The sequence below is a fragment of the Ruegeria sp. AO1 genome, assembly GCF_056535985.1.
On record NZ_JBQFJC010000002.1, the window covers coordinates 775,261 to 787,998 of the forward strand.

10 protein-coding genes are annotated in these 12,738 nt (G+C 58.3%); 8 read left to right on the plus strand and 2 right to left on the minus strand.

Going from position 1 to position 12,738, the window contains the following annotated elements; all coding sequences use genetic code 11:
• Nucleotides 1–3: 3 nt before the first annotated feature.
• Nucleotides 4–780 carry an HAD-IIB family hydrolase gene (locus tag ACR3FB_RS21590; protein WP_425084634.1) on the minus strand — a complete coding sequence of 259 codons (777 nt, stop codon included), beginning with the start codon at nt 778–780 and terminating at the stop codon, nt 4–6.
• 263 nt (nt 781–1,043) lie between these two features.
• Between ACR3FB_RS21590 and ACR3FB_RS21595 the strand changes: the two genes are divergently transcribed.
• From ACR3FB_RS21595 to ACR3FB_RS21630, 8 genes are all read left to right on the plus strand, one after another.
• Nucleotides 1,044–1,943, plus strand: coding sequence for a LysR substrate-binding domain-containing protein (locus tag ACR3FB_RS21595; protein WP_475220112.1), 900 nt, complete (start codon nt 1,044–1,046; stop codon nt 1,941–1,943).
• A 93-nt stretch (nt 1,944–2,036) separates the two neighbouring features.
• Nucleotides 2,037–4,088, plus strand: a complete 2,052-nt coding sequence (locus tag ACR3FB_RS21600) for an ABC transporter substrate-binding protein (RefSeq protein ID WP_480565309.1) — start codon at nt 2,037–2,039, stop codon at nt 4,086–4,088.
• 89 nt (nt 4,089–4,177) lie between these two features.
• Nucleotides 4,178–5,170: an ABC transporter permease gene (locus tag ACR3FB_RS21605; protein ID WP_480555242.1), complete on the plus strand. Its 993-nt coding sequence runs from the start codon at nt 4,178–4,180 to the stop codon at nt 5,168–5,170.
• Nucleotide 5,171: 1 nt separating this feature from the next.
• The gene (locus ACR3FB_RS21610; RefSeq protein ID WP_480565312.1) at nt 5,172–6,335 is read left to right on the plus strand and encodes an ABC transporter permease; all 1,164 of its coding nucleotides are present in this window, start codon (nt 5,172–5,174) and stop codon (nt 6,333–6,335) included.
• Entirely contained in the window at nt 6,335–8,269 is a 1,935-nt protein-coding gene (locus ACR3FB_RS21615; RefSeq protein ID WP_480565315.1) for an ABC transporter ATP-binding protein, read from the plus strand. The genes ACR3FB_RS21610 and ACR3FB_RS21615 overlap by 1 nt, the downstream gene beginning before the upstream one ends.
• Nucleotides 8,270–8,365: 96 nt before the next feature.
• The gene (locus ACR3FB_RS21620; protein WP_480565318.1) at nt 8,366–9,553 is read left to right on the plus strand and encodes a 2-aminoethylphosphonate--pyruvate transaminase; all 1,188 of its coding nucleotides are present in this window, start codon (nt 8,366–8,368) and stop codon (nt 9,551–9,553) included.
• A 14-nt stretch (nt 9,554–9,567) separates the two neighbouring features.
• Nucleotides 9,568–10,356: a phosphonoacetaldehyde hydrolase gene (phnX, locus tag ACR3FB_RS21625; RefSeq protein WP_480565321.1), complete on the plus strand. Its 789-nt coding sequence runs from the start codon at nt 9,568–9,570 to the stop codon at nt 10,354–10,356.
• Between the two features lie 4 nt (nt 10,357–10,360).
• Nucleotides 10,361–11,797 (plus strand): sulfatase-like hydrolase/transferase, encoded by a 1,437-nt coding sequence (locus ACR3FB_RS21630; RefSeq protein ID WP_480565324.1) that lies wholly within the window; start codon nt 10,361–10,363, stop codon nt 11,795–11,797.
• A gap of 54 nt (nt 11,798–11,851) precedes the next feature.
• Here the strand turns inward: ACR3FB_RS21630 and ACR3FB_RS21635 are convergent, their stop codons facing one another.
• Nucleotides 11,852–12,685: an IclR family transcriptional regulator gene (locus ACR3FB_RS21635; protein ID WP_425084625.1), complete on the minus strand. Its 834-nt coding sequence runs from the start codon at nt 12,683–12,685 to the stop codon at nt 11,852–11,854.
• Nucleotides 12,686–12,738: the final 53 nt, after the last annotated feature.

A 12,738-nucleotide genomic window follows, 5' to 3' on the forward strand; every position in this document is an offset into this window, starting at 1 on the left:
TGGTTAACTGTCTTTGTGATCAGCTGCGGTGAGGGTCAGAATGGCCTCGGCCCAGCCTTCGGGGCCTTCGCGTGTGGTTCTGAATATCCGCTGCTCGTCTTCGAGCGCCTGGGCCGGAATGGATGCACCATGCCGGTTTGCGACAACGACACCAGTGTCGGCGGCAAGGATCATTTCCAGATCGTTCGGTGCATCGCCAAGCGCGATGGTTCTTTCCGGTTTGAACAGGCGGATCACGTCGGACATGGCATCTGCTTTGGTCTTTCCAAACGACAAGGTGAGAAATCGACCGCCTTGCCTGGCCTTTAGACCGTACCGCCCGGCTTCGGAGATAAACGTACCTAGATCCTCTGGCGCGCCATCCCACACGCCCGGTTCGCTGAAATGCCGATCCTGGGCTTTCTCTGCCTCGACGAGATCAAGGCCGGTCCTGTCGCTCACCTCCTGCACGCTCATATCTGCGAAGCCGCGAAAGCCGGGTGGGAGGTGTTGCAGGATATTCAGAATGTTCAGATATTCGGATGGCCCGCCGGTTTCTGGGTGGCCCGTTGCCAGAATGCCAGCACCATTTTCAACTATCGACGGCATGTTCGAAAAGCCGATGTCTTGGCGCAAGCCAATAATCTCAGCAGCGGTTTTACTGCTGGCTAGCACGAGCCCCGCGCCAATGTCCCGAAGCCGGTTTAGTGCGGGTTGCGCGGCGTCCCAGCTATAGTCGTGATGGTTCAGCAGAGTACCATCGAGATCGGAGAAAACCAGAAGTGGCAGGCGTCGGGACATGGCTTCTGACTAGCATCCGAGATTGCGCGGCTACATCTCAAATCAGAAGAACATGCAGATTTAGTGTTTAAAAAATCAGCAGACAGGCAAGAACGATTAAGAATTAGGCAATTTAGACCGGTAAGTCCTGACTTAACCCGCTCCCATGTGCACTGGACGCGCGGGAATTGAAAACGGATAAAGCTAGGAAAGGGTATCCGAGCATTGAACTTTGTTTCTGTTCCGGATCACCTGCACGACAGCGGGAGCGAAGGAAGCCAACCATGCCCAGCAACGTAGAACCGAGCATCCGCCAGCTCAAAGCGCTTGAGGCGGTTGCCCGCACCGGCAGTTTCACAGCTGCGGCAGAAGAGTTGGGCGTCTCTCAACCCACGGTTTCCAATCTGATCGTCGCCTTGGAGCGGCAAACCGAGTGTCGCTTTTTGAGGCGGGGCAACAAGGGTATTGAAACCACCGAAATGTTCGAAACACTGCGTCCGCAGATCAAGGCTTTGCTGGCGTTGAAGTCCGAGGTCGATCTAGCGATTGGCGCGCGGAAAGACCTGAAGTCGGGCAGTTTTTGGGTGGGCTATTCAACCTATCAGATCGCTATGCCTCCAATTGCCCGATTTATCCAGACCCATCCGGGTGTCACCCTGAATGCGCGTGCCATGGCCAGCCTCGACCTGATGCCCTTGCTGCGCACGGGTGATCTGGATGTCGCCTTTGTCACCGCGCGCGAACCGCTGGAGACGATGCATTGCCAACAAGTTGCCTCGTTCCGGATCGGCATTGTGGCCCAAAGCGAAGGCGCTTTGCGGGACGTCGAAAGCCTCAGTTGGGCCGATGTCGGGAAACTGAGACTGATACAGCGTGAGCCGAATGCCGGTACGCGTCAGATTTTTGAACGCGCAGCCTCAGAAGCTGGTATCGCGCCGGATACCATTCTGGGCCTCGGCTCCTGGGGGTCGATCACCTCTCTGGTCCGGGCTGGCGTAGGCGAGGGGGTAGGCTTCGAATCGGAGTTGGTGGCCGCCGACAAGGATCTGAAATTCATCCCGATTAACGATCAAAAACTAAGCGCTCATCAGTTTCTAGTTTCGATGCCCGCCATGGCTGCGTCGGCCACCGTCCGGCAATTCTATGAAATTACTCAAGAAACTTTGGCGAGTACAAACGAATAGGAATGGCATAGTTTAAAGCTATAAACCCTCACTCATTATTAAACTGTTACAATAGTCCCTTAACCGGGTCGTCGAACAAACCTGGAGGTTGTCATGACGATCCGTCATATTCTGATGTCCACTGCCGCGACGATGATTGCGGTTCCCGCGCTGGCAAATTGCCCGGTCCCCACCGTCGCTGATCCAATGGGGCTAGAGCCCGCGTTCCCGCAGCAATTGGAACTGGCTGAGCTGCAATCAACCGCATCCTGCACCCTGGGATTCTCGGAAAACCCGGCGATTGCCGACCTTAACGGCAAAATCCTTGGCAACGCCGCCCTGGCCGCTGTCGCAGACCGCCTGCCGGCCGAGCCTCTGGTCGTGATGCCCTATGAGAGCATCGGCCAGTATGGCGGCGCAATTACTGGCATTTCGAAAGCGACCGAGTCGGGCACGTCGGACCTTCTATCCGTACGCCACGTGAATTTCGTGCGCTATGCGGATGACTTGCAGACGGTTGTGCCCAACGTCGCCAAGGCTTGGGACTGGAACGAAGACAAAACCGTTCTGACGATCACGCTGCGTGAAGGCCACAAATGGTCGGACGGCGAACCCTTCACCGCCGAAGATGTTGCCTTTTGGTACAACGACCTTCTGTTGAACACCGACATTCTGGAAAAAACCCCGGATCGCTGGCTGTTTGCAGGCGAGCCGATCAATGTTGAGGCGGTTGACGACGTGACCGTCCGCATGACCTTCCCGGTGCCGACGCCGGGCATTCTGAACCGTTTTGCCGTCGACTATGGCCAGCCGTTCCAGCCCAAGCATTTCCTGGGCCAGTTCATGCCCAAATACAACGAAAACGCCGATGCGCTGGCGCAGGAATACGGTTTCGCCAACGGCGCCGAAGCGGTTGATTTCTACTACGGCGGCTCGGATTGGAAAGACGTTCCCTCGCCGCTGCTGAAAGACGCCGACAAAGCCGCTGCGATTGGCCGTGCGGTTGTGCCGACGCTGGAAAGCCACATCGTTGTCGAAGAGACCTCGGAAGGCCGCAAACTGGTGGCGAACCCCTATTTCCACCAGGTCGACACCGCGGGTAACCAGCTGCCCTATATCAACGAAATCGTTGAGAGCTATGTCAGCGACAAGGAAGTTCAGAACCTCAAGGTCATGAACGGAGAGGTTGTCTGGAAACAGCAGGCGATCTTTCTGGAAGACTTCCCGCTGCTGAAAGAGAATGAAGGCAAAGGCGGCTACACGATCCAGTTCGCGCCGACCCTGGGTGAAAACGTGTTCTTCTCGTTCAACCGCACCCATAACGACGAGGTGCTGCGCGAAATCTTCAACGATGTGCGTTTCAACCGTGCCATGTCGCTGGCGATGAACCGCGACGAAATCAACGAGATCGTCTATCTGGGTCAGGGCACTCCGATGCAGGGTGTTCCGGCCGAGCCAAAGACCGTGTCGTTTATCTCGGATGACGTGCTGACCAAGGACATCGCCTATGACGTCGAAGGCGCCAAGGCCCTTCTGGCCGAAATGGGCCTGAGCGACAGTGACGGCGACGGCACGTTGGAGCGTCCGGACGGCAAGCCTCTGGTCATTCGCCTGGTCTATTCCTCGCAAGGTGTGCCGGTGAAAATGATGGAGCTGGTGCGGGACTACTGGACCGCCGTGGGCGTGCGCGTTGACCTGAAAGAGGTCACCTCGGATGAATACCGCGCCTCGGGCAACAACAACGATCTGGACCTGACGACCTGGAAATATGACGGCAATGCCGGCCCGACCATCTCGCAGGATACCACCGTTTTCGTGCCGCCTTTTGGTGACTTCTTCAACCCGGGCACCGGTGCCAAATGGGCCACTTGGAAACAGACCGATGGGGCCGAAGGTGTCGAACCTCCTGCCGATATCCAGAAGCTGTGGGAGCTGAGCGAGCGGTTCATCCAGGCTGAGTTCGGCTCGGACAGCAGCAACGAAATCGGTGCGGAAATCGTCAAGATCCACACTGACAACATGCTGAAGATCGGCACCGTCGGTGACATCGTTGCCCCCTTCCTGTGGCGCAACGACCTGCAGAACGTCAAACCCATCAAGTCGAAAACCTACGACTTCTACTGGACCTACCCCTACCGCCCCTCGCAGTGGTGGCTGGAACAGTAACCCCCATACGGGTTTGACATTTTCCTCCGGGGCGTTTGCAGCAGACGCCCCGGAGTTTGCAGTCCAAGCTGCAATTTCGGGACACACGCATGCTCAGATTCACCGCCGAACGACTAGTAGGGATGGCCATCACGATGCTTCTGGTGTCGATGATGGTATTCCTGATCATGGAAATCCCGCCCGGAGATTACGCCGACCGCTACGCGTTTCGGAAATACTCGGGCACCGGGGTCAACGTAACCGAGGCCGATGTGCAGGCCATCCGTCAGGAGCTGGGTTTGGACAAGCCCATGTTGCTTCGGTATTTCGACTGGATCGGCGGTATCGTTCTGCGCTGGGATTTCGGGCAGGCATTTGCCTTTGAAACCTCGGTCACCAAGGTGATCGGTGACAAGGTCTGGCTGACCGCAGGCATCCTGTTCGCGACGCTGATCCTGACCTATCTGATCTCAATCCCCGTTGGGATTTATGCGGCCGTGCGGCGCGGTTCGGCCATTGACTATGGTCTGACGATTTTCTCGTATCTTGGCCTCGCGCTGCCGAACTTTCTGCTGGCGCTGGTCATGCTGTATTTCGCCAACCGCTGGTTCGGCGCGGATATCGGTGGCTTGTTCTCGGCCCAGTATCAGGACGCCCCGTGGAGCGTTGCCAAGGTCTGGGACATGCTCAAACACCTGTGGTTGCCTGCAGTGGTTCTGGCCTGGTCGGCAGTGGCCTACCAAATCCAGACCGTGCGCGCGACCATGTCGGATGAGCTGAACAAGCTATCCGTCACCGCAGCCCGCGCGCGCGGTGTGCCCGAGCGGAAGTTGCTGATCAAATACCCGGCCCGGCTGGCGATCAACCCGGTCGTTTCGACCATCGGGTTTGACGTGAACCGTATCTTTTCCGAGCTGCCGATCGTGGCCGTGGTTCTAGGCCTGACCGAACTGGGCGAGCTGCTGCTGAAAGCGTATCTCGACCTCGACATGAACGTGGCGGGTGCGATCCTGCTGATGCTGACCTTTGCCATCGTGTTCATGAATTTCCTTTCCGATCTGCTGTTGGCGTGGCTCGACCCGCGCATCAAGCTGGGGGCGTGACATGACCGATATGACAGATCCCGAAATGACCCCGGCCCAGCGTCGGGCTGTGGAAAAAGAACGTCAGCAACTGCTGAAATACTATTCGGCTTCGCAATGGACTCTGATCTGGTGGCGTTTCAAAAAGCACCGCGCCGCGATGTACGCCTCGATCGTGCTGGGGCTGATGGCGCTGGCCGGTTTGTTTGCCGAGATCGTCGCGCCCTATGGCCCGGTCACGCGGGATACCTCTTATATCGAAGGACCGCCGCAAATCCCGCGCTTTTGCGATGACAACGGATGCTCTGTCGTGCCCTTTATCAACGGCACCAAGACCGAGCGTGATCCGGTGACCCTGCGGGCCGTCTCGGTGCCCGATCCCGACGTGCGCAACTATCTGGGGCTGTTCGTCAAAGGCGAACCGGTCAAGGTTCTGGGCTTTATCCCAACCGACCGCCACCTGATCGGCTTGCAGAACCCGGACGCCAAGATCCATTTCTGGGGCACGGATGATCTGGGGCGGGATGTGTTCTCGCGCACCATCTATGCCACGCGGACGTCTCTTTCGATTGGTGTGATCGGAGTGCTGATCTCATTTGTGCTGGCGCTGATCATCGGCGGGATTGCCGGGTATTTCAGCGGCCTCATCGATAACGTCATCCAGCGCGTGACCGAGGTGATCCGGGTGGTGCCCATCATCCCGCTTTACATGGGACTGGCCGCCGCCATGCCCAAGGAGTGGTCGACCACACAGGTCTATTTCGCGATGACACTGATCCTTGGCCTCTTTGGATGGCCGACACTGGCGCGGCGCATCCGGTCTCAACTTCTGTCGATCCGAAACGAAGATTACGTGGTCGCGGCCCGACTGGCCGGCGCACGCCCCAAGCGCATCATCGGTCAGCACATGCTGCCAAGCTTCACCAGCTTTATCATCGTCGATCTGGTGATCTCGTTCCCCTACATGATCCTGTCGGAAACCGCGCTGTCCTTCGTTGGCCTGGGCCTGCGCCCGCCGTCGGTCTCGTGGGGTGTTCTGTTGCAACAGGCGCAATCGGTCCGCGCGATCGAGCAAACCCCATGGCTGTTCATTCCCGCCGTATTCGTCGTGGTGGCCGTTCTCGCCTTCACCGTGATCGGCGACGGGCTGCGCGACGCGGCTGACCCTTATGCGGAGGCGAAGTGATGGCAAACATCCTCGACGTCAAAAACCTGACCCTGTCTTTCCGCACCGATGAAGGGCTGATCCAGCCGGTTCGCGATGTCTCGTTCTCGCTTGAGAAGGGTAAGACGCTGGGCATCGTGGGCGAAAGCGGCTCGGGCAAATCCGTGTCGACCAAGGCGGTGATGCAGCTGCTGCCCGGCATTGCCAGCATCGATCAGCGGTCCGAGATCAACTACGTCATGAAGGACGGCAAATCCGTCGACCTGACCAAGGTGCGCCCCCATGACCCACGCATGGGCGTGATCCGCGGCGGTGAGATCGGGATGATCTTTCAGGAGCCGATGGCCAGCTTTTCGCCGATCTACACCATCGGCAACCAGATCATTGAAGCGATCCAGCTGCATCGCGGGCTGAACAAACGGCAGGCCCGCGAGCTTGCGATTGAGATGCTGGACAAGGTGGGTATCACCAACCCCTCTGCCCGCGTGGATCAATTCCCGCATGAGATGTCGGGTGGCATGCGCCAGCGGGCCATGATTGCTCTGGCACTCTCAGCCGGTCCGCAGCTGCTGATCGCGGATGAGCCGACGACCGCGCTGGACGTGACCATTCAGGCTCAGGTTCTGCAACTGATGCGTGATCTGCAGGCTGAGCTGGGCATGAGCATGATTTTCGTCACCCACGATCTGGGTGTGGTGGCCCAAGTCGCGGATGACATCGCCGTTATGTATAAGGGTGAGATTGTTGAGCGCGGCACCGTGCGCGAGGTCATCAACAACCCGCAACAGGCCTATACTCAGCGCTTGCTGGACGCGGTTCCGAGGTTGGACAAGGTCGTCCCGCCGACACCGTTGAAGAAAGCGAGAAAGCTGATTGACGTCCACAATCTGGGCGTCGCGTTCGAGGTGCGAAAGAAGAAACTGTTCCGAACCGAGGTTGAAACGGTCCGCGCGGTGAGTGACATCACTTTCGACATCCTCAAGGGCGAAACCGTGGGTCTTGTCGGCGAAAGTGGGTCGGGCAAAACCACCGTTGGCCGCGCGATGCTACGCGCCATTGATCCCAGCGAAGGCGAGGTGATCTTTCACCGCAAGAAAAAGGGCGATATCGACCTTGCCCACGCCTCCGAGGCCGAGCTTCGCGCGGTTCGCAGCAAGATCAACATGGCGTTCCATGAAGGCCCGGTTCAGTTGCACAATCTTGGTGGCAACCTGCTGCGCAGTTTCCGCCCGGAAATGAGCCTTGTTTTTCAGGACCCGTATTCCTCACTGAACCCGCGCATGACGGTGCGGGATATCATCGCGGAACCGCTTGTGGCCTCGGGCCTGATGACAGACCGGGATCAGATCGACGAACGGGTGCGCGAGATCGCGGCGCGCTGCAAGATCGACCTCGAGCATCTGCGTCGTTTCCCGCATGCGTTCTCCGGTGGTCAGCGGCAACGTATCTGCATTGCGCGCGCGTTGGTGTCCAAGCCCAAATTTGTTGTCTGTGACGAATGCGTCTCGGCGCTGGATGTGTCGATTCAGGCCGAGGTCGTCGCGCTGTTGAAGGACGTGCAAGCCGAACTGGGTGTCAGCTTCCTGTTCATCGCGCATGACCTGGCGGTGGTCGCACAGATCTCACACCGGGTGGCGGTGATGTATCGGGGGCGGTTCATGGAATATGGCCCGACCGACAAGATCTTTTTCAACCCGCAGCACCCTTACACCAAGGCGTTGCTGTCCGCTGTGCCGCATCCTGATCCTGACGCCGAATTCAAACCGATCCGTTTTGAGGGCGACATGATCCATCCCGTTGCCTCGAATGGCCCGGACGGGGTGTCGCTGCGCATCCCGGATCAGCCTTCGGATGAGCCGATCCAACTGGTGGAAGTGGATGAGGGGCATTTCGTGGCCTGTCATCTGGATCAGCACGTGACCGCGGAAAGGACCAAGACACTGGAACCCGCTTAGCCGGTCGAAATGCCCTTGCGGGGGTCACTGGAAAACTGTAGCCAAGCCATAGCTCGAAACTATGTTATGGCACCCTTCATATAGAAGATGAATGACATGATTGATCAGAACCAAAAACTGCCATCGCCGCATTTCGGTGAACCGTATCTGTTGACTCCGGGCCCATTGACCACGTCGCTGCCAGTGAAAGAGGCGATGCTGCGCGACTGGGGCAGCTGGGACGCCGATTTCCGCGCGATGACGGCCGAATTGCGGAGCCGCCTGCTGGATATTCTGGGGCAGGACAAAGACCGCTATGACTGTGTGCCTTTGCAGGGCAGCGGCTCTTACGTGGTTGAGGCGATGCTGGGCAGCTTTGTATCCAAAGACGGCAAGGTTCTGGTGCTGTGCAACGGCGCCTATGGCAAACGGGCGGTGCAGACGCTGGGGTATCTTGGCCGTGACTACGCCGTGATCGATATGGGGGACTATCTGCCCCCGCGCGGGGATCAGCTGGCAGAGGCGCTGCAGGCCGACCCCGCGATCACGCACGTGCTGGCCATCCATTGCGAAACCAGTTCGGGCATCCTCAACCCGCTGCAAGAGATCTCGGACGCCACGCAGGCCGCTGGCCGCAAGCTTCTGGTCGATGCCATGTCGGCCTTCGGTGCTGTCCCGCTCGAACCGCATGTGATCCCGTTTCAGGCCATGGTCAGCTCGGCCAATAAATGCATCGAAGGCGTGCCGGGCTTTGGGTTCGTGATCGCCGAAACAGATGCGATCAAGGCGGCGGAAGGCAATAGCCATTCGCTCAGCCTGGATGTTCACGCCCAATGGACCGCGATGGAGAAGACAGGCCAGTGGCGCTTTACCCCGCCGACGCATGTGGTCGCGTCCTTCATCGAAGCGCTGCGCGCGCATGAGGCCGAGGGCGGCGTCGCCGCACGGGGCGCGCGGTATCTTGAAAACCGCAAGACGCTGGTCAAAGGGATGCGCGCGCTGGGCTTTGTCACATTACTGGATGATGAGTGGCTGTCGCCGATCATCACCACTTTCTTCTGCCCAGATCATCCACGTTTTGCGTTTCCGGATTTCTATAACCGCATGAAAGCGCGCGGATTTATCCTGTATCCTGGCAAACTGACCGCAGCCGAAAGCTTCCGGATTGGTCATATCGGACAGGTCGATGCGCATGTGATGCAAGCGGTCGTTGACACCGCAGCCGAGGTGCTGCGTGACATGGGGGTCGACAGTGCCAGCCCCTCGGACGAAACACTCAAACAGAAACAGGTTGAACCTGCCTGACGAAAGGAAAGACAATGAGCAAATTCAAAGCCGCCGTGTTTGATTGGGCGGGGACAATGGTCGATTTTGGATCATTCGCGCCGATGGGTGTGTTTGTGAAGGCCTTCGCCAAGTTCGATATCGAAGCCACGATCGAGCAGGCCCGCGCACCGATGGGCGCGCCCAAATGGGATCACATCCGCTCCATGATGGATATGCCTGAAATCGCCGACCAGTGGGAGGCAAAATACGGCAACGCGCCAACCGATCAGGATGTCGACAAGGTCTATGAGATCTTTGTGCCGATGAACGAAAAAGTCGCCGCCGACTATGCGGATCTGGTTCCGGGTGGCAAAGCTGCGATTGATGATCTGCGGTCCATGGGCCTCAAGATCGGATCGACCACGGGCTACACCCGCTCGATCATGGAGAACGTCCTGCCGGTTGCCGCTGCTCAGGGCTATGAGCCAGACAATCTGGTCTGTTCCGACGACCTGCCCGAAGGCCGACCCGGCCCGCTGGGGATGTATAAATGCATGGTTGATCTGGTGGCCTATCCGCCTGCGGCGATCATCAAGGTCGATGACACCGAACCGGGCATCAAAGAGGGCGTCGCCGCTGGCTGCCTGACCGTAGGTGTGTCTTTGTCCGGCAACGCAGTGGGCAAAACACCGGAAGAACTGGCTGCGCTGTCGGCGGAGGAGGTTGACGCGCTGCGCCAGCACGCGACCAAGATTCTGAAGGACGCCGGAGCGGACTATGTGATCGACACGGTTGCCGATCTGCCTGCGCTGATCCGTGAACTGGACGGCGCAGAGGCCTGAACCCATGCTGAAGAAGGCTCCGCGCAATTTTCTGTTCATTGTCATCGATCAGTTCCGCGCGGACCTTCTGACGAGCGCTTTGGGCCAGCATGTGCCGCTGCCCAACATTCGCGCTCTGGCCGCACGATCGGTGCATTTCCGCAACCATCATACGGTTGTGGTGCCTTGCGGTCCGGCCCGTGCAAGTTTGCTGACGGGCCAATACGCCATGAACCACGGATCGGTTCAGAATGGCGTTCCGCTGCGACGCGATCTCCCCAACCTTGCAACGGCGCTGCGCACCATTGGGCGAGAGCTGTTGTTGTTCGGCTATACGGATACGCAGCCTGATCCCAGAGGCTTGCACCCGAATGACCCGGCGCATCTGTCCTACACAGGGCCGATCCCGGGGATCACCGAGGTCACCGAGATGCGTGAGGAAGCGTGGGAGTGGCTCGCCCATCTCAGATCGCGTGGTTATGACGTGCCGGATGCGGGCGACCTGACCGCGCTTTACAGACCTCAGAACAACATGCTCGGAGGGCCAGCGCTCTATGACGCGCAGGACAGTGATACCGCGTACCTGACCGACCGGGTTTTGGCGCATCTTGACGTTCGCAAATCACAGCCGTGGTCTGCCATGGTCACCTATATCCGGCCGCATCCTCCGTTCGTTGCCCCCGCGCCGTATAACGATTTGATCAACCCTCAGGACATCTCGCCCCCGGTTGAGGCCACTTTTGAGCATCCTTTTTTCGAAGCCTATCATTCCCGCCCAAGCGGTACGGATATGTTCTGGGGTTTTGACGGACAGCAAGATGCCATGACGCCGGAGCAGATCGCGCTTTGCCGATCCACCTACCTTGGGCTTGCTGCTGAAGTTGATCATCACATCGGTCGGATTTTTGAATGGTTGCGAAATGTGGGTCAGTTGGACGACACGCTGATCGTGTTGACTGCTGATCACGGAGAGATGCTGGGCGATCTTGGTCTTTGGGGAAAACAGACCCCGTTCCGCGCTGCGTCCCACGTGCCCCTGATGATCGGGCATCCGGATCTTGAGCCTGAAGATATCGACGCATTGACCCAGTCGATTGACGTGGCCCCGACGGTTCTGTCGGCGCTTGGAGCTGCACCGCCCTCCGAGATGCAGGGCTGTAACCTCTTGGCGCCCGACCGACCCTACGGGCACGAGGCCATGGTCGAGCTTGAGCTTGGATCAGAGAACGGCAAGGGGCGCTTTGAAACCGCATGGCAATGCCCGCCCGATCATTTCCGCGCCCTTGCGTTTGAGAAAGACGGATATCGGCTTGCGCATTTCGCAACGGATATCGAGCCGATGCTGTTTGATGTCGAAAACGATCCCGATTGCACCCGGAATCTCGCGCGGGAAGATCTGCCCCGACTGCATCACCTGCGGGCTGAGGTGCTGTCACACAGAATGAGAAAAGGCTCGGTCTGAGGTGACCTCAGGACCTGACCCCCGAAGCTCAATACAGTTGAAAAAGTAAAGAAATTAACTCTGAGGTGGGGAACTCCGGAGTTTTTCAGAGATGCTTGCCGCAGTCTCAACAACTGACGCAGCCAAGGTTTCAAGCTTGTTGTCGGGGAATCTGGTGATGGGCCCAGATACTGAAACGCCAGCGACGACATTCTCCAACGAGTCGAAGACAGGCGCTGCGATACAGCGCAGGCCTGGAAAACGCTCTTCATCGTCGATTGCCCATCCTCTTTGCCGGGATATCTGCAGCTCGTCTTTGAGCCGTTGTTTGTCCGTAATCGAGTTGGGAGTCTGCTGGACCAGTGTCAGAGGGGCCAATAGCTTTTCCAGCGCTGCCTCGTCCATATGCGCCATGATGGCTTTGCCGACACCGGATGTGTGAAAGTAAGCTGCGGTTCCGTTCTTGATCGAGGCGCGGATCGGATTTTCGGATTCGACCTGGATCAGGTAAAGCAGCTGCCCACCTTCCTCGATGGCAAGGTTCACGGTCTCTCCGGTTTCCTTGGACAGCTTGCGCATCGCGGCTGGTGCGACCTCCAGCAGATTCGAGGTTTCCTCGAACGTGTTGCCGATCCGATAGGCCTGCGGTCCGACGCGCCACTTACCATGTTCGGCATCGTTAACCACCATGCCTCGCTGATGGAGCGTGGTCAGAAGCCGGTGCGCCGTTGCCGTTGGAATACCTGTCGTTCTTGCAATGTCGACAAGCGTCGCGCCCCGGGCATCTGCGACGGCAATCAGGACACGAATCCCACGATCCAGAGCCCCGACCGGAGAACCTGCGGGCTTTTCTTCATTCGCTTTCAGGCGCGGGCGCCCGCGTCTTGCAACTGTCTTTGGTTCGTTCATTTTTGGTGCGTTTGTCATCTGAATTGTAGTGAAAAGAGTCTAGCTTGTTCGCA